Source organism: Roseibium sp. ROS1 (assembly GCF_054658215.1).
Map to the genome: position 1 here is coordinate 318,118 of NZ_BAAGIG010000005.1, position 17,483 is coordinate 335,600.

General features: G+C 55.1%; 13 protein-coding genes and 1 pseudogene. 7 read left to right on the forward strand and 7 right to left on the reverse strand.

Annotation, left to right across the window (positions count from 1 at the left end; translation table 11 throughout):
• The first annotated feature begins 262 nt into the window (after positions 1-262).
• Complete coding sequence (locus tag ACYQ6M_RS27630) at positions 263-1,057, forward strand: IclR family transcriptional regulator (protein ID WP_228933149.1); 795 nt, start codon at positions 263-265, stop codon at positions 1,055-1,057.
• Between the two features lie 1,993 nt (positions 1,058-3,050).
• On the opposite strand, the gene ACYQ6M_RS27635 is transcribed toward ACYQ6M_RS27630, so the two are convergent.
• Complete coding sequence (locus tag ACYQ6M_RS27635; protein WP_460076858.1) at positions 3,051-4,232, reverse strand: tyrosine-type recombinase/integrase; 1,182 nt, start codon at positions 4,230-4,232, stop codon at positions 3,051-3,053.
• Positions 4,233-4,498: 266 nt separating this feature from the next.
• Between ACYQ6M_RS27635 and ACYQ6M_RS27640 the strand changes: the two genes are divergently transcribed.
• Complete coding sequence (locus ACYQ6M_RS27640) at positions 4,499-5,650, forward strand: RHE_PE00001 family protein (RefSeq protein ID WP_460076861.1); 1,152 nt, start codon at positions 4,499-4,501, stop codon at positions 5,648-5,650.
• A gap of 66 nt (positions 5,651-5,716) precedes the next feature.
• Here the strand turns inward: ACYQ6M_RS27640 and ACYQ6M_RS27645 are convergent, their stop codons facing one another.
• Entirely contained in the window at positions 5,717-5,959 is a 243-nt protein-coding gene (locus tag ACYQ6M_RS27645; protein ID WP_460076863.1) for a WGR domain-containing protein, read from the reverse strand.
• A gap of 387 nt (positions 5,960-6,346) precedes the next feature.
• On the opposite strand from ACYQ6M_RS27645, the gene ACYQ6M_RS27650 reads away from it, so the two are divergent.
• The 5 genes and pseudogenes from ACYQ6M_RS27650 (at position 6,347) to ACYQ6M_RS27670 (ending at position 11,526) form a co-directional block, all read left to right on the forward strand.
• Positions 6,347-6,754, forward strand: a complete 408-nt coding sequence (locus ACYQ6M_RS27650) for a hypothetical protein (protein ID WP_460076865.1) — start codon at positions 6,347-6,349, stop codon at positions 6,752-6,754.
• Positions 6,755-7,583: 829 nt separating this feature from the next.
• A complete protein-coding gene (locus ACYQ6M_RS27655) occupies positions 7,584-8,693 on the forward strand; it encodes an autotransporter outer membrane beta-barrel domain-containing protein (RefSeq protein ID WP_460076980.1) in 1,110 nt (369 codons plus the stop codon).
• Positions 8,694-8,706: 13 nt separating this feature from the next.
• Positions 8,707-9,018: an integrase core domain-containing protein gene (locus ACYQ6M_RS27660; RefSeq protein WP_460076867.1), complete on the forward strand. Its 312-nt coding sequence runs from the start codon at positions 8,707-8,709 to the stop codon at positions 9,016-9,018.
• A gap of 1,075 nt (positions 9,019-10,093) precedes the next feature.
• Complete coding sequence (locus tag ACYQ6M_RS27665) at positions 10,094-10,756, forward strand: hypothetical protein (RefSeq protein ID WP_460076869.1); 663 nt, start codon at positions 10,094-10,096, stop codon at positions 10,754-10,756.
• A gap of 68 nt (positions 10,757-10,824) precedes the next feature.
• Positions 10,825-11,526: pseudogene (locus tag ACYQ6M_RS27670) on the forward strand (IS6 family transposase).
• Positions 11,527-11,739: 213 nt separating this feature from the next.
• On the opposite strand, the gene ACYQ6M_RS27675 reads toward ACYQ6M_RS27670, so the two are convergent.
• The 5 genes from ACYQ6M_RS27675 to ACYQ6M_RS27695 form a co-directional block, all read right to left on the reverse strand.
• The gene (locus ACYQ6M_RS27675) at positions 11,740-12,588 is read right to left on the reverse strand and encodes a fumarylacetoacetate hydrolase family protein (RefSeq protein WP_460076871.1); all 849 of its coding nucleotides are present in this window, start codon (positions 12,586-12,588) and stop codon (positions 11,740-11,742) included.
• A gap of 37 nt (positions 12,589-12,625) precedes the next feature.
• Entirely contained in the window at positions 12,626-14,233 is a 1,608-nt protein-coding gene (locus tag ACYQ6M_RS27680) for a GMC family oxidoreductase (protein ID WP_460076872.1), read from the reverse strand.
• A gap of 36 nt (positions 14,234-14,269) precedes the next feature.
• Positions 14,270-15,598 carry a TRAP transporter large permease gene (locus ACYQ6M_RS27685; RefSeq protein ID WP_460076874.1) on the reverse strand — a complete coding sequence of 443 codons (1,329 nt, stop codon included), beginning with the start codon at positions 15,596-15,598 and terminating at the stop codon, positions 14,270-14,272.
• Positions 15,591-16,187 carry a TRAP transporter small permease subunit gene (locus tag ACYQ6M_RS27690; RefSeq protein ID WP_022999512.1) on the reverse strand — a complete coding sequence of 199 codons (597 nt, stop codon included), beginning with the start codon at positions 16,185-16,187 and terminating at the stop codon, positions 15,591-15,593. Before ACYQ6M_RS27690 ends, ACYQ6M_RS27685 begins: the two co-directional genes overlap by 8 nt.
• Positions 16,188-16,418: 231 nt before the next feature.
• Positions 16,419-17,435, reverse strand: coding sequence for a TRAP transporter substrate-binding protein (locus tag ACYQ6M_RS27695; RefSeq protein WP_460076875.1), 1,017 nt, complete (start codon positions 17,433-17,435; stop codon positions 16,419-16,421).
• Positions 17,436-17,483: the final 48 nt, after the last annotated feature.

Consider the following 17,483-nt stretch of genomic DNA (forward strand, 5'->3'; position numbering starts at 1 on the left):
CGGTGACCGGATCAACTGAATTTCACTATACAGAATTCATTACACATTTCAACATGAGTATAAAACTCATAAATAAATGTGGCGAACCGGCAACACCTTCTGTCAACAAACTGAATTTCAACGGAAAATCTGCTGCATTCACGATTGAACTTGCAACGGTTGCCAAATACCCTGTCGGTGAGATGGGAGGGGTGTGCGTTGTCGAAATTTTCAGATTGGTTGCACGACGAATCCAGGCATCAGTCGATTAAGGTGCCAGGCAATGAGTGAAGACGCAGATGGTGAAATGACCGGACAATCACCCAAACGCTCCGGTAACATTCAATCCGTTTCCATTGCCACGCGATTCTTGAACATCCTGGCCAATGGGTCCGAAGCCATGGCACTTGGCGTCATCGCCAAACAGGCCGGCACCGGCAGCCCGACCGCACACCGATACCTTCAAAGCCTGGTGAAGGAGGGGCTCGTCATGCAAGACCCCCAGACTGGGCACTACGATCTTGGCCCAACCGCGCTGAGTATCGGCATTGGCGCCTTGAAACGTGTAAACCCTGTAGAGATCGCCGCAAGGCACACGAAGCAACTCGCCAGTGGCTACGCAGCAAGTGCGGGCATCGCCATCTGGACCGAGCGTGGCCCAACAGTCGTGCGCTGGTATCGCAGCGCACTTTTTTCGATCAGTTCCGTCGGGCTTGGTGACGTCCTTCCGGTCGACAATTCCGCGTGCGGTCTAGTCTTCCAGGCATTCCTTCCCGAAAGCCAGATCAACGTTGCCAGGAAATTGCAGCCACCTCATTTCCGGGGCAAACCACCCTCGCGCAAGATCCTCGAAACCGTTCGCGCCGAGTGCTGGGCCGAACTGACCGACCACCTGCTGCCAGGTATTACGGGGCAGGCCGTGCCGGTGTTTGATGCACAGCAGGAGATTGCCTGTGTCATGACGACGGTCACAAATCTCGGCCTCATGCACAAGCCCGAGGATAGAAAGGCTCTGTTTGACTGCGCCCGGCAAGCTGCTCGTGAAACTGGTGGCCTGGATGCGTTCACGGGTTTGTAAACCCCCTCCCCTCTCCGGGGATTTGCGATACAGTAGGCTCGCAAAGGCTTTTGGCCAGTTCGGCTCCAATCAAAAGGTCGGCGATCATCTAAAGGCCCACCAGGCACTCGTTGCCCAATCGGCCAGAAAAATCTTCGAGAGTGAAGACAGGCCCTGACATCTAGTGCCCAGCCCTCACAGGTCGCCCGCCCATTTTTTTGCTGCGCATTTTAACCACAAGGACCGCAGGACTTTTTCGCCTGAAACCCTCGCATTACAAACCACGTTCATCTCAGGACAATCGGCAAAATTGGCGTCAGGCTCTTCGCGCCTCTACGAACACTCAGCACGGCACCAGTCAAATATAGCAATTGCTATAATTTCTAGCGGAGCGACTTTTAACACTGAAGGGTCATGCCTCACACCCGGAAAAATCAACTGATATAGCAATTGCTATATTCACAACGTTTTGCCCATGGCAGCGTCTGAAATGTTTGCGAACGTTATGAGCCGTCGGTGACTGTGAACCTGAAACCTCCGAAATTTCTGAACAGGCAACACATTGCCGATGGCCATCTAAATCCCCCAGGCCTTGGACCCTCCGAAGAAAGTCCTTTCACAGAGACACCGTTCGGTTTCCGGCGAGCATTCTCAGAACCAGAACATCGCGCCACCCAATGCAAGACCAAAAGAGATCAGAAAACACCTCAAGCCGGACAAGGCATCGGACGAAAAGTTGGCCCTTGGCATAACGAGCGCCGGTAGGCGTGGACTGTCTCGATATTCCCTTTTTGAAGCGCGTCAGGACAAAAATAGAGCGGGCAGGGAGGTGACACCGAACGATGAAAGTAACGAGACATCTGGTTAGAGACACACGCCACCGCTTCTCACAATGCGTCCAGCTGAAACGACCGGAACATCTGCTCCTCCAGCGCCACCCGTCTAACGCTCCATCCACCAATGAGTGCTCCGCAACACCTCCCGCAAACCATGTGACAATAAAGAGCTCAACCATTCGCCAGTTTCAATTCAAGGCTGAACGACGAACCGCCTGTATGGCAACAACCGGACTCCGGATCAGAGATCATTAGTCCAACGAAAACTACGCGGCGCTTGAAGAAAACTTCTTCAAGCTAAGAAACGCATCGCACTAGGGGAGGGCGCTATACCCACAGAACGAACCCTTCTGCGCTAAAGGCCGTTTCGCGCAACTAGCAAATCCCAAAAAGCAATCAATTAGCCGAGCCTGTCCGCGAGCTCTCCGGCATCGCACTACTAAGTATTTTCAGACCGGAAACCAATGAACCGGCAACACAAGCATGGACCAAGCCGACGGCTCCCTTGTTGGCTCAATATAGCTCAACCCGTGTTGGTGAAACCCACTGTGGCTATGCGACCAAACTTTAGTTTCCTGCTTGCTTCCCCAATCAGCCTTCCCCCATCCGAACGAAATCTTGAAGAGAATGGACCAAATCAAGAGAGGAGTAAGTTGCCACGTATTTAGGAGCTGCCAGATACATGTCCTGCAAACGCTAGCTGCTGAATTTGTGCAACCGGCCTGACAGGAACAGGACGACCTGTTTTCAGAAAGATGATTGCAGACTTGATGGCATCCACCTGACCGCCGGCCCTGCGAACAGAATTCAAACGACAACCAAGAGAGGCATTACGTGCAATGGCGCACACCAATCATTACGCTCAATGATCATGCCTCGCTGAACAACATTGGGAAATTGCGCGGCAGTCCCGTGCAATGCAAAACGCCAGCCTCAGGAACGACCTCGCAGCAAACAGAGCCTGCCGAAGTCTGCACAACACGAAATGGATGCATCTTGGCCATGACAACAACCTCTCGTCGCTTGTGTGCCGCAAGGGAATATGAGAGTTTATTAACTGTTTTTTAAGGAGTTCAACTCGACTGATGGATCAGCTAATGATTGAGGAGAAATGATCCGGACGGGCCACTTTCAAGACCTGCCCGGATCTCCCTCATGAGCTTCCCTCGCGTTGAACATCACCCCAACAATCTGGCCGACCGCCGTCTGCTGCGCCCGGCATCGCTGTAATAGCTGGACGCCTGGGCGAGAGACCTGTGCCGGGACTGCAGCATGGCATCCTGGATCGGAATGTCCCTGTTGGCCGCTTCTGTCAGAAAGCCTGAGCGCAAGCCATGCGCGGAAAAGTCCTGCGGGTCCAGTCCGGCAAGTGCACAGCGTTTCTTGACGATGGCATTCACCGATTGCGGGGTGAGGCCGCGGGTTTTCAGGTTGCCCCACTGATCGATCGCGCGGAAGACGGCCCCTTCCTGAATCTGGGCCGCTTCCAGCCAGGTTTTCAGCGCGTCGACACTCCGTCCGATCAGTAGAACCGAATTGTCGTCCGAAGATTCTTCCGTCTTGGTGCGCCCCAGTCGCAGGCTGGCGGCAGGCAGGAGGTCGCTATCCGGATCACTCGGGTCCAGAGGCAAAAAGTCCTCCCAGGTGATCTGACCAAACCGCATTCCGGATAACTCGGAGCGCCGGCGGCCACCGGAGGCAAACCCGACCAGCAGCAAGGCCCTGTCTCGAATGTCCATCAGGCTTGGTGCGGCGTAGTCCGTGCCGTCACATGTCGCGAGTAGCAGCTCCAGACAATCGGCCGTGATCGCCTTGCGGCTTTTCCTCGCGCGCGGCCGATCGGCGACACGAACAGCCAGACGCATGGCGGAGCGCACTTCCGCCGCGGAGAAGTCTCCCGTCAGACCCCGCCAGCGATGCAAGGTCGACCAGGAGGCCAACCGCCGCTGCACAGACGCCGGTGCATGCGGGGACCGTTGGCCCGCTGTATTTTTCGCGCTGCGGAGCAATCCTTGCGCCTCAAGTTGCCTCGCAATGTCTTCCGGCATCCCGTGACCGGGATCCGACATCTTCTTGTCCGGATCCCACAGGTGATGGGCGATGTACTTGAGAATGAGCGGCGCCGGTGCGGGCCAGGGCAGGGGGCTTCCGGTTGCCGCCAGGCACCAGCCTTCCAGATAGGAAAAGTCGGAGGTCAATGCCCTCAGCGAATTCTCGCCCATGCCTTCCCTGGCAAGGTGGCGCAGGGTGTCGATGTCCTCATCGGTCAAAAGCCGGGCCAGCTGCTCTGCCCGGTCTGACCCGGCGATGGCTGGCAGAATGGCGGACAACGTGTCGAGGGTTTCTATCTTGTCGCGCATTGCCTGATCCGCAGCCTCGTTCCGTGCAGCCTCCTTCCGTGCGGGCTGCGACGAGTGACAGGAAGCGGGGAGGGGGCTTTCGGGCATGGCTGACAGGCTTTTGCGGGTCGGGACAGGGGCCAATGTTTAGCATGAGGTCGCTGAAAAGTCTAACCATCGATAAGCTTTAATTATCATTGCTTATGATCCTGAGTTGACAGATATCCATGTAATGATACTTTTTTGCTTGTTGATTATCGTTAATGAAATATTATCAGCCGATGTCAATGGTTTACGATCTCCACAAGTCCCTGAAATCACTGGATTGGCTCGATCTGGCCGACCCGCTCGATCGCGCCAGCCGGTCACTGACCCGAGCCGACGAGAGATTGCGCCGGACACCCGCGCTGGAAGACGGTGTGCGCAGCCGGTCCCACCTGTTTGAGACCTGTGCCTCCATGGCCCTCGATGGAGACCTTGTTCATCTGGAGGACCTTGTCCTGCACGACGCCGGCACCGACAGACGCGCGCCCACCCACGAATTGACACGGGCCGCCAGGTTCCTGGCGCTCCGCAGACGGGTCGACCGGCACCCCCCGGACAGTATCTTGAGTCGGGACGGTCTTCTGACACTTGTAGGCCGGCCGACAGATGACGCCGAGTTCGAGACAACGACAATCAGAAACTCGGGGGAGGGGAGGAGACCTGCCGCCTCAACCTCGGCCCAACAGGACATTACCGATACGGAAAAAAATCTCTTTGCCGAAATCGACGCCGTACTTGAACGCTCCAGACAGCTGGCACAGGGAACCGTCCCGGAAAGACCTGTCTCGTCCCGCCAATCCGGAGACATACTTTCCGTACACTTCTCTCGGTTTTCGGAACGGGGTGACCGTCTGGACGACTGGCTCACTGTCAAAACGGAAGCTGAAGCCCTGAAATTACCGCCCGTTCTGGCGGCGGCAATTTTGCTTGATGCATGGCAGGTGCTGCAGCCACTGGACGGATGGCCGGAACTTGGCCGCCTGCTGTCGGCTGTCTTCCTGAAAACACAGGTGACCACGTCTCATTTGCCAAGCCTGTCAGCGGGATTGCGAAAGTCGCCCTTTCGCTGGCGCCGCAAGGACACGTTCCAGGTGCGCATCGCCGGCTTCCTGTCCGGTTTCGAAAAAGCCGCCCAGGAAACCATGGATCAGCTGGACCGGCTATCGATTGCCCAGGAGCAATTGGCTCGCCATTGCCAGTCTTGCCGAAGCCACTCCAGGCTGCCGGAGTTTGCCCGGATGTTTCTGTCCCGGCCCCTGGTGACCATTCCCATGGCCCGCCAGGACCTCGGCGTCACCGCCGCTGCCGTCGACCGCATGATCCGCCAACTCGGCCCCGCGCTCCCCCGCGAGCTTACAGGCCGAGACAGATACAGGGCCTGGGGTATCCTGTGACGTCTGATTGAGTGATCTTCCCCAGGAAGATCCCATGGAACAGGGATCAGGCACAACGCCACAGCCTCATTCCGGGCGATACCCGCGCTTATGCTTTAGTGCCGCCAGCTTCTGCTGATGCGCCACAGCCGATGACACATCCGCAAACAGATCAAGCCGCGTTCGACCCCAGGTGCCCAGGCGTCCCCATGTCCGGCGAACGGCAAATCCGCCGAACAGGGTGGGCTCGACCGACAGGTGGTAGAACCGGTTCATGTTCCGGCCGGGGTCCACGCGTTTGAGGAGAAGGAGATCGTCATCTGGTTCCATGACCGCAGTGTCGAAGATCTCCGAACAGCGGTCCAATGAATGATTGGAATCGATGCGAAGGAACGGATTCAAATAGATGATGTGTGGCTGGGAGGAACAGTGCCAAAGGCGGAGGCTTCTCAGCCAGATTCGGACGGCGTCCAACATGCTTTTATCTGGCCAAGGGTGACACCGCGACACCTGAGACGAGCTCACAAAAACCCGACAACGTTGCTCGAAACAACCTCTTTCAACCAAGAAGTGCACTTAAGAGCTTGTCAAAAATTACCGAGGTGTTAACTATAGCCGCGCAACCAGAAAGAGGCGTCTGGTTGCGCATATAATAAATTCAGAGGCGAAGCCTCTGATCAGGGAGACAACGCGGTGCGCGTTGGTTAGGGCATTCAAGTGAGGGAAGAAGATACTCTTTCCACGCGTGTAAAAGGTTACTCTGCAAATCGGGGAAGCATCGACCCAAAGGAATGGGCTGATTACGGTCGCGCAGGGGAAACCGCGAACGCGAATGATATCACTCAAGAGCGAACGAGCATCAAACTCCGGCTGGCGGACGGTTCGGAAACCGATTGCCGCGCCGGCATTCATTTGGCGCGTGAAGCGCATCTTCGACCGATCTTTCGCGATATTCCGTTTTCAGAAGCTAAAGCCCGGGCGATCTTCGACAAGGCGATAGTCGAACCGGAGCGCTTCGGGCTGATCTATGCCGTGCCGGGGCGGACGAACCGCTCGCCGAAGACGGGCTTCTCGGCTTTGCCTCGGTGCAGGCGAGGGAGCATTTTCTGGGGCAAGGCACGCTGATCGCGACGGTGTAGGCGCTGAACATTTCTCAAAAACTCACCGGCACGCTGCTCGGCGGCAAGGTGGCACTGCGCCTCGTACAGGCGGTGCGCCACTAGGCCGAGACGCGCAGCTGCGCCCATCTGATGGTGCATGTCACCAACGGCGAGAACGCGAAGGACGCGGATAAGTTCTTCCGGCGGTGCGGGATGGTGACGTTTGGGGGGAATTATGCCGTGCAAGTGGTGTGATTAACTTTAGCATCGCGCCTAAAAGCCAATCCGTAGAGTTGTTTACTGAGCTTCGTGTCGAAAAGGTGTCTAATGACTAATTTTATTGTTTTGTCAGTGCTAGCGATGATTTTTATTTCAATAGTATTTTTTGCCTCGTTCCTAGCCAATCTTGGAAATACCTTTAGACAGAAAAAAGAAGATAATATCATATATCGTTTTATTTCATTTGCCCCAGGCAAGATGATTACTCTTGTTGGAGCTAAGGTCACTTACTTTCGATTATGCGTCGTCAGTCTTGTGGTGTTCCTAATTACTGTATTCGGTTATTACTTTTCTTTTTCTTACTTCTATTAGGATTTCTATTAGAAATTCACCTTTTGTTGATCCTATATCTAGGGAATAAAGATGGCGAACGAAAAAAATCTCAAACTCCGCACGGGAGGAATCTCTCTCGAGTTGCCTTTTTGGGTGGTGGGCAAGGCGGCTTAATTGAAAATGCTAATAACAAAACCTGGGCATTATAGTTGTCGCACACCGTTCCATTATCGACAGTCGAGAAGATGATTGAAAGCGGTGAAATAAGTGAGCTGGATTTTAATATTAATGCTTACGAGTCGATGTCGAAAGGAGGAGACTTATTTCGGGTCTGTCGCAAAAATTTACGGTCCAGCCTTTACGGCGCTGTTATCTCGCAAAGTGCTTCGGGCGCACGTACCGCTATTGATGACCTGTCGGGCGAAATCCACGCGTCTCTTTCGGCGGTTGTGATCGAGGATGCACGGCTCCTGCGCAATGCTGCCTATGACCGAAGCCGTTCCGTCAGGACCCAAATGGGCGCGGTAGACCTGGAGCCGGGTGGTACCACAGCGCACACCGCCACCTATGGGGACAGCTTTTCCGCTGCGGACAACGCCCTCTGGATGACCGCGATCGGCGGTTTCGGGGACTGGTCCTCGACCGGAAACACAGCGAGTCTTTCCAGCTCAAGCGGTGGCTTCCTGGCTGGGGCCGACGGTGTTCTGGGCGAAACCGTGCATCTCGGCCTGATGGGCGGATACCAGAGGGCAAATGTCGATGTGAAGGCGCGCTCGTCCACGTCGAAAGTGGACAGCTATCTATTCGGGGCCTACGGCTCCACCAACGTGAACGCGCTGGCCCTGCGTTTCGGTGGCTCCAATTCCTGGCATGGCATCGACACCGGCCGCGATGTCACCGTCGGCAATTTCTCCGACAGTCTGTCTGCGGACTATACCGGGCGAACCCTCCAGGCCTTCGCTGAAGCCGGGTACGAGATTGGTCTCGGTGCCTATTCGCTCGAGCCCTTTGCGGGGCTGGCCCATGTCAACCTGCACACGGACGGCTTCACCGAGAGCGGCGGCGCCGCCGCCCTGACGGTCAATGCCGCGACCTCTTCAGCTACATTCACGACCCTTGGCTTGCGTGCGGCTGGTGTTGTCAACTTCGACCAGACGGCGGTGAATTTTCATGGTGGCCTCGGCTGGCAGCACGCCTTCAGACCTTTGAACCCGTCGGTCCGAAATAGTTTTGCAGGTGGCGCGGACTTTACGGTTTGGGGCGCGCCTATCGCACGCAATGTCTTGACCGTCGATGCCGGGCTAGACATCGACCTCGCTGAAAACACCACGTTCGGTGTTGCCTATGGCGGCTATCTCTCCGGAGAGAGTGCGTTGCATGATTTAAAGGCTAACCTGACGTTCCGTTTCTAGGTCGGTCACCTTCTTGACGAAAGCGTTCGGGGACGCATGCCTCAACGACACACTCTTCACATCGCTCTCCGAATACCGATCTCAAATCACCTCGTGGAAGGGTGACCACAACCGAAACAGACACCACTCATCCCCGGACAATCTCGCGTCCTGCGAATGTGCACTGAAAATGACACTGCAAACACCGGCCGCAAATGGCCAAACATATCATCTAAAGGACTCCACGCTGATGTGGAAGAGAAACGGGTCTCGGGTCAAGCATCAAACTCCGGCTTGCGGTCGGCTCGGAAACCGATTGCCGCGCCAACATACACCTGGCGCGTGAGGCGCATCTCAGGACGATCTTTCGCGATTTTCGGTTTTCTGAATTCAAGGCACGAGCAATCTTTGACAAGGCCATGGTCGCACCGGAGCGTGTCGGGCTGATCGATGCTGTGCCGGGGGCGGACGTTCGCAGAAGGGCAATTACATCAGCATTGATTACTATTAGGCTTAAAGGCAGTCGGTTGACGAATAGTAAGTCTTCTAATTTTACTTTGTGGTGAGTAAACAATATGAGAAAAATTTTGGCAGAATATTATGATGAAAATAAAATTCTTATATTTGCCACGATACTTGGATGTTTGTATTATTTTTATAGAAAAATTACGGGAACAGACTCATGGTATACTGGTAAGGTTCTGATAGCAGTGCTTCTTTCATTTGTTTATTTATTTATCATCTTTGTTTTAAAGATGAAAAAGCATAGCACCTAATTATTCTTGAGAAAGCACCAATAAGTAGAACAAACTTCTAAAGCTCTAACACATCCTCGAAAAATCTGTTTGGTGGTAAAATGGCAAATCCAATTACAGAAATTCAAAGCATCCTCTAGGCGTTTTCCTTTCGCAAGGCCCCACAAAATAAACACCCCCACCCACTTACTACAACGAAACAATTACTTTTAGTTTTGAAGATTTGTATCCAGACCTTAGAGGCTACCTCGACTCCCTTTTTTCTGGGGCTGGCAACATATTAGCCGAAACTCCAGACGCGTCGTCCGTAACAAAATTTGTTGGTAAGGCGACAGGAAACCCTGGAATTGGCATTGGTGTTTATGAGCGCTCCACCGACGAAGATAGGTTAATTTTCAGAGGCATAGCAGCCGTTGGCGGCGGCAACCTGATCGCGACGGTGCACACGTTGAACATATCCCCAAAACTCACCGGCACGCTGCTTGGCGGCAAGGTCGCCCTCCTTCTCGTCCACGCGGTACGCCATTGGGCTAATACACTAGGTTGCGCCCATGTGACGATGCATGTCACGAATGGCAAGAATGCGGAAGATGCTGACCAGTTTTTCCGGCGCTGTGGGATGGTGACAATTGGAGGGAATTATTGTTGGTCACCATGAGCCAATTGATGAAAAGAGAAAATCAAAAGAAAAATAAGAGTGGCATAATGAAATATCTTAATCTGAAGATTATTCAATATTTCCTTTTATATTTGAAAGAATACTTTAAAATTCATATTTTCAAGTTTGTTTTATTATTCTTCTTCACTATCTTAGTAACAACATTTTTTTTAGATAAACCATCGAAGGCAAGCGAGAATTTAGCAAGTGAATTAGCGCAATTGCTGGAAAGTAATATATTTCGCTATGGCGACGAAGAATTACAAGTCAATGTCGACAGATGCCGAATCGAAATTATAAGCAACAATAACAATTGTTACTATCCAGAAAACACAGAAATAACAAAGAACGAAATTTGCCTGCACGAATTTGAATCAATCAAGGTGATAAAAAACAGCCATTCATCATCGATTAGCTTAAATCCGGGTAGAGAGACTAGAAAAAAGATTGAGAAACTCGACCTATTTTCTAAAGGAAAAGATGAAGACTTTGGAATTTTTTGCCCCTCTCAGGATAAGCTATTTACAAAAACAGCTAATTTCCAATGCAATGGCGGCAAATATTTTCTGGTTGATCCAGGAGGCGCTAATATTCGGTTGCACTTAGGAAGTGAAAAAATTGTGGAAGAAAAACTGAATTATTACCTAAATACCATTTGCAAAGGAGAATAAACTCATGTCAAGCAAGCGGTGCTGTCACCTTATTCCTTAGGCAACAATTTGTGTGTAGCTGCGAGAGCATGGACAGGACTGCTCCGACTTACAAAAACCATCGCTATCCGATTGAAATCATCTCGCGCGCGGTGTGGCTCTATTTACGTTTCAATCTGAGCTGCGCGATGTCGTAGAAATGTTGCTCGAACGGGGCGTTGTCATTTCTTATCAGACGATCTGTCTATGGTGCCTCAAGCACTGTACCGAGTATGTGCGTCTGCGCCGCAAAGCACCGGGAAAAGCAGATATCTGGCACCTCGTCGAAGTTGCGGTGCGCAATCATGGCTGGAAATGCTGGCTGTGGCGGGCGGCTGACCAGGACGGTTAGGTTCTCGATGAGATCGTTCAGACGCGCCGCAACACCAAAGCAGCCAAGCTGCCTTCTGATGCGACTTTTAAAGAAGCAAGGCCTGCCACCAAAGCGCATGATCCCCGACAAGCTGCGCTCCTACGGTGTGGCCAATCGCCAAGTCATGCCGACCGTCTAACATCGCTCACACAAAGGCTTGAACAATCAGGCCGAGAATTCCCATTTTCCGTTTCGAAAGCGGGAACGAACGCGGCAGGGTTTTCGGTCGACAAGGTCACTCCAGCAATTTGAGTCGATATTTTCCTCTGTGAGGAACCTCTTCGTCCCGTCACACGCCGTCCACTCAGCAGCACAAATTCGAGATCATCGACTTCGGGCCATGGCCGAGTGGAAAGCCGTGACTGAACGACTCGTTTGAAAAAAGCCGACGCAGCTTCCCGCGTCTATACTTCAAACAATGCGACAGCTCTGTAGGAGCGGCTTCATATTGATGATCAGTGGCTGGGAAGAACACCGCCAAAGGCGGAGGCTTCTCAGCCACATTCGGATGGCGTCCAACACGCTTTAATCTGGCCAAGGGTGACACCTCAACCGGATTGCCCCTGGCAAGACTTGATAGGCGGCCGGTCAATCAAGCCGACGGGGAGACAACGGTTTGTCGCTGTGTCCCAAGGCCGGAGATGCTTAGATCGACAACGTCACCAAGCTTGAGAAACTGCGGCGGATCGAGCCCAAGGCCTACGCCTTCCGGAGTTCCAGTGGCAATGACATCACCGGGCATCAGACGCATGAAATTGGACATGTAGGAGATGATTTTCGCCACGGTGAAAATCATGTCGTCGGTTGAGCTGTCCTGGCGCATCACTCCGTTCACCGAGAGCGTCAATCGAAGGTCCTGCGGATCCCGGATCTCGTCCCGTGTAACCAGCCAGGGACCAATCGGGCCAAAGTTTGGTGCGGATTTGCCTTTGATCCACTGGCCACCGCGCTCGATCTGATAGGACCGCTCACTGACGTCGTTGATGAGGCAATAGCCGGCAACCTTCTCCAGCGCGTCCTGCTCTGGAACGTATTGGCATTCGCTGCCGATCACGACACCCAATTCGACTTCCCAGTCGGTTTTTTCCGACCCCTTCGGCAAAATGATCGGATCGTTCGGACCGCTGATGCATGAGGTGGATTTGGAAAACAGCACCGGTTCGGAGGGATTTGGATTGCCTGTTTCCTTTGCGTGCCGGGCATAGTTCAGCCCGACTGCGTAGAAATTCCGGGCGCCCCCCACACAAGCACCAAGGCGCACGTCCGGATCGACGACAGGCAACTTTGCAGTGTCCAAGGCACCCAGGGCAGCAAGGGTGCTTTTTGTGAGCGTTTCGGGCGTCAGGTCGCTTATGTGCGCGGACAGGTCACGGATGCGGCCTTCGGCATCAACACAGCCAGGTTTTTCCTGGCCCAACGGGCCAAAGCGCAGAAACTTCATGTGAAATCCTCGTGGTTCTGTTTCTTGGGGAGATTTGTCAGGCGGAGAGCAGGATCATGTCTGCGGCCTTCTCGGCAATCATCACGACGGGTGATGCCGTGTTGCCGGAAACAATGCGCGGCATGATCGAAGCATCCACGACACGCAGTCCTTCAATGCCCCGCACCCGCAGTTCCGGGTCGACGACGGCTTTGTCATCGACACCCATCCTGCAGGTTCCGACAGGATGAAAAATGGTTGTCCCGATGTCGCCCGCAGCACGCATGAGCGCCTCATCGGACCGGACGTCGGGGCCGGGCAGAGCTTCCTCCGGCTCGTATTTTTTCAAGGAAGGCATGGACAGCAACGCGCGTGCATGACGCAGAGACCTGAGTGCAACCGTCCTGTCATGAGGAGCAGACAGATAGCGCGGTGTTATTTTCGGTGGGGTTTCCGGACTGTCGGAAGCGATGTGCACCGTGCCGCGGCTTTCCGGCCGGAGATTGCAGACCGAAACGGTGACGGCCGGATAGGGATGCAGAGGCTCGCCGAGCCGGTCAGTCGACAGGGGTTGAATGTGATACTCCAGATCGGGCGTCGCCACGTCCGGGCTGCTGCGGGTGAAAATGCCGAATTGGCTGGGCGCCATGGAAAGCGGGCCTGACCGCGACCACAGATATTGGGCAGCCATCGACACTTTGCCTGAGAGCGAATTGACGACCTGGTTCAAGGTCCGGGCATTGCGGACTCGAAATACCATGCGCAGTTGAAGGTGGTCCTGGAGGTTTTCACCGACGTCATCCAGGGCATGCACCACATCAATGCCGGCCTGCCTGAGGACCTCCGGCCGGCCAATGCCTGACAGTTCAAGCAGCGCGGGAGAATGAACGGCTCCCGCCGCAAGGAGGACTTCTTTTCCGGCCGTGGCTATAAGCTCCTGTCCTGCGCAACCGAAGGCAATGCCCGTGGCGCGGCGGCCGTCCAGAATGATCCGCTCGACTGTGGCACCGGTCAAAAGTCGCAGATTGCCGCGTTTCAGCGCCGGCCTCAGGAAGCCCCGTGCCGAACTCCAGCGGCGGCCGCCTTTCTGGTTGACCTCGAAATAACCTGCGCCTTCGTTGTCTCCTGCGTTGAAATCGGTCGTTCGGGGAATGCCCATTTCGCTTGCGGCACTCTGGAAATCATCCAGGAGGTCCCATCTCAACCGCTGCCGCGCGACCTTCCACTCTCCGCCCGCACCATGCAGCCTGCCATCCGCATCCGGTCTGTCCTCGGACCGCACGAAGTAGGGCAGCACGTCCTGCCAGCTCCAGCCGGTGTTTCCCATCTGCGCCCAGCCGTCGTAGTCGGCTGCCTGACCGCGCATGTAGATCATGCCGTTGATGGAGCTGCATCCGCCGAGGACCTTCCCCCGCGGGTAGGCGAGGGATCTGCCGTTCAGCCCCGGATCGGCTTCCGTGCGAAGCATCCAGTCCGTACGCGGATTGCCCATGCAGTAGAGATACCCGACCGGAACATGGATCCAGGGGTAGCTATCCTTGCCGCCCGCTTCCAGAAGCAGAACCCTGTTGGCCGGATCTGCCGAAAGGCGATTGGCAAGCACGCATCCGGCCGTTCCGGCTCCTATGATGATGTAGTCGTATTCGCCGTCTAACCTGCGTCTCATGAGGTCGTCTCGATTGCCATTCTTGAGGGAAGTGCGTCAGCGCAGTGCGAGGGCCGGGAACATCACCAAAAGCCCTACCGCAATGACCTGAAGAGCGATGAACGGAACCAGGGACCGGAAGATCTCTCCAAGGGAAATCTCGGGTGGTGTCACGCTCTTCAGATAGAATGCGGCTGGCCCGAAAGGTGGCGTCAGGAAAGACACCTGCATGTTCATGGCAAACAAGACGCCGAACCAGACGGGGTCATAGCCGAGTTCCTTGATGATGGGCACGAAGATCGGCATCGTCAGAAGTGCGATCCCGACCCAATCCAGAAACATTCCGAGTATGAAGAGGATGAGCATCATGAACAGGATGATGACTGTCGGATTGTCGGATATGCCCGTGATGAGCTGGGAGATGAAACGGATGCCGCCCATCAGGTTGTAGACGCCCACCAGGGCGCTGGCACCGATGCCGATCCACATGATCATGCCGACGGTTGCCAATGTGTGCATCGACGCATCCAGCAACATGGAGAAGGAAAACTCCCGCCGCAGGATGGTCGAAACGATCACGCCGGCGACCCCGATGGCCGAGGCTTCCGTCACCGAGGCGATGCCGCCATAGATTGAACCCAGGACCACGAACACCACCGCCATCGGCAAGACCAGGCCGCGCAGCAGGGGCAGATGTTCTGAAAGCGAGATCCGTTTTTCGGGCGGGGGAGGCGCGACCTTGGGATCGGTGTACGAACGGAACAGGATATAGGCGATATAAAGCCCCGCCAGCATGAAGCCCGGGACGAACGCTGCAGTGAACAGGTCTCCGACAGAGACGTTTGCTGTCAGGCCGTAGATGATGAGAACGATGGACGGAGGCACCATTGTGCCGAGCGCACCACCGGCGCAGACAACACCGATTGCCAGGCGGCGGTCATAGCCAAGTCTCAGCATCTGCGGCAAGGCGACGAGGCCCAGGAGCACGATTTCCCCGCCGATAATGCCGCTCATTGCAGCCAGGATAACAGCCACGAATATGGTCTGGACCGCCACGCCCCCACGCAGCCGTCCGCCGACGAGTTTCATCGCATCGAACAGATCCCTGGCAATGCCGGACCGGTCGAGGATCGCCGCCATCAGCACGAACATGGGCACTGAAATGAAGACGAAGGACGAGACAAAACTGTAGACGCGGCTGGTGATCAACGGAACGGCCATCGGTCCGAACCAGCCAACTGCAAAAAGAAGGGCAACCAGCAAGGTCACCATGGCAAGAGGCATGCCGGTCAGAAGAAGACCGACCAGTAGGGCGAACATCACCAATGTGCCCCAACCGATGCCGAGTGCCTTGAGGTTCAGACCGAAATCGAGAAGGTCAAGCATCGCTGTCTCCCCCTGTCCGGAGTGGCCGCCGAAGGTAATTCACCGTCAGGATTAGGAACTGGATGCTCATGGTGACCATCACCACGAGCAGGAAGATCTTCAGGAGGGCCGGTGCGGGTGAGTTCCAGGCGCTTCCGCTGGTTTCCAGGAAGAAGGACCCATCCGGGCGGAACATCGCTTTCTTGACCATGAGCCAGGATGCCCAGGCAAAGAACAGGCACGCCAGCAGACTGGCCATGGAAATCAGCACATCCAGAACCCTGCGTGCGCGCCGGCTGACCACGTCGTAAATCAGCACGACCCGGATGTGCGAATTGCGAGCGACACAGAAAAGACCACCGAAGATAAAGGTGACGGCACTGAGGAAGGTGGTTGTTTCATGCGCCCAGATAGTGGGCGAGTTGAAGACATATCGAAGGAATATTTCGACGACCAGCACCGCCATGGCGATGATGATTCCAACCGCGAACAATCGGGCAAGGCGGGTGATGGCCCAACCCAATCGGCCAGATTCAGGCAAATATTCCTGAGCCGGCACAAGAGGTTCGGCCTGATCCGGCACTGGGGCACGTTCTGGCGGCAGAGGCATGGACAGCCACTCCAGTCTGATAGAGGGGGATCAACCACAACGACGAGGGACGTTACCGTTCGTCCCCTGAAACCGGTCGGCAGGTGGCAGCGTGTCGGGGCCTGACGCGATTGCCCGGTTCCCGGACGCATTTGTCCAAGCCAACGCCCTCAAAGGGTTGCTTGCCGATTGTGGCTTATCAAAAGTTCGAAGGAGGAATTCGGGCGCTGAGGCAGCGCCCGAAAACATGTGTCACTTCAACATGCCCTGACTGTCGAGATAGGAGGTCAGGGTCTCATAGACGTTCTGGGCATTGTCGGAGCGCGCGGCCACCTTGGCCCACTGGTCCATCGCGATCCTGCGGAACTTCGCCCGTTCTTCTGCCGACCAGTTGTGAACGGTGATGTTCGGATCTGCGGTCGCTTCCGCATAGGTCTTCAGGTCGTTCATCGACAAGACGGCAACCGCATCCTGCGCAAAGTCACGAACGGAGACTGTCAGGATTTCCTGAAGATCAGAGGGAAGGGCGTTCCATTTGTCGAGGTTCATGGAAACTTCCACCAGAGGCATGGAATGGAACCCCGGATAGACCGGATGTTCGGCAACCTTGTGCAGGCCCTGCTGGTGGTTGGTTGAAAAGACGGTGGAATCCGCAGCGTCTATAACGCCCTTGTCGAGCGCTGTGTAAACCTCGGAATAGGGCAGGTTGACCGGAACCGCGCCGGCGGCCGCGAAGACTTCCTGAATGAGGCCTTCCGGGGCCCGTACCTTCAGGCCTTTCAGGTCATCGACCCCGTCCAGAGGACGTTTGGAAACGAAACCTTCAAGACCCGTGGTGGTGGCGCCGATGAAATGAAGACCATAGGGCTCCTCAAGTGCGTTCATCAGCTCATAGCCACCGCCGTAGTTGATGAAGCGGAACATTTCGTCGGGTGCCGCCCAGGCACCGATGGGGTTTGCAATCAGCCCGAACGCAGGATCCTTGCCGGAGAAATAGCTGACATCGGTGATGTGGCCGTCCAGAATGCCATTGCCGACTGCGTCCTGGGTTTCATTGTATTCGACAACCGAGCCAACCGGCAGAAGCTCGATCGACAACCGGCCGCCGGACATCAGTTTTACACGTTCCGTCCAGGCCTGCTGGATGGCGAAGTTCGGGTTTCCGGCCGGATCGACCGACTGGAATGTCAATTCGAAATCCTGTGCGACGACCGAGGTGCTGCTGAGCATGCACGCTGCGATGAACGTCTTGAAAAACGTCACTTTCATACTTTCCTCCCTGAATTGGACATGTTTGGTGATCCCATGTCCTCGGAT

Excerpts from the sequence above, each read along its gene's own strand:
- ACYQ6M_RS27630 (WP_228933149.1), top strand. The coding sequence starts at position 263 with ATGAGTGAAGACGCAGATGGTGAAATGACCGGACAATCACCCAAACGC.
- ACYQ6M_RS27675 (WP_460076871.1), bottom strand. The coding sequence starts at position 12,588 with ATGAAGTTTCTGCGCTTTGGCCCGTTGGGCCAGGAAAAACCTGGCTGT.
- ACYQ6M_RS27655 (WP_460076980.1), top strand. The coding sequence starts at position 7,584 with ATGTCGAAAGGAGGAGACTTATTTCGGGTCTGTCGCAAAAATTTACGG.
- ACYQ6M_RS27665 (WP_460076869.1), top strand. The coding sequence starts at position 10,094 with ATGAAAAGAGAAAATCAAAAGAAAAATAAGAGTGGCATAATGAAATAT.
- ACYQ6M_RS27635 (WP_460076858.1), bottom strand. The coding sequence starts at position 4,232 with ATGCGCGACAAGATAGAAACCCTCGACACGTTGTCCGCCATTCTGCCA.
- ACYQ6M_RS27685 (WP_460076874.1), bottom strand. The coding sequence starts at position 15,598 with ATGCTTGACCTTCTCGATTTCGGTCTGAACCTCAAGGCACTCGGCATC.
- ACYQ6M_RS27640 (WP_460076861.1), top strand. The coding sequence starts at position 4,499 with ATGGTTTACGATCTCCACAAGTCCCTGAAATCACTGGATTGGCTCGAT.
- ACYQ6M_RS27645 (WP_460076863.1), bottom strand. The coding sequence starts at position 5,959 with ATGGAACCAGATGACGATCTCCTTCTCCTCAAACGCGTGGACCCCGGC.
- ACYQ6M_RS27695 (WP_460076875.1), bottom strand. The coding sequence starts at position 17,435 with ATGAAAGTGACGTTTTTCAAGACGTTCATCGCAGCGTGCATGCTCAGC.
- ACYQ6M_RS27680 (WP_460076872.1), bottom strand. The coding sequence starts at position 14,233 with ATGAGACGCAGGTTAGACGGCGAATACGACTACATCATCATAGGAGCC.
- ACYQ6M_RS27690 (WP_022999512.1), bottom strand. The coding sequence starts at position 16,187 with ATGCCTCTGCCGCCAGAACGTGCCCCAGTGCCGGATCAGGCCGAACCT.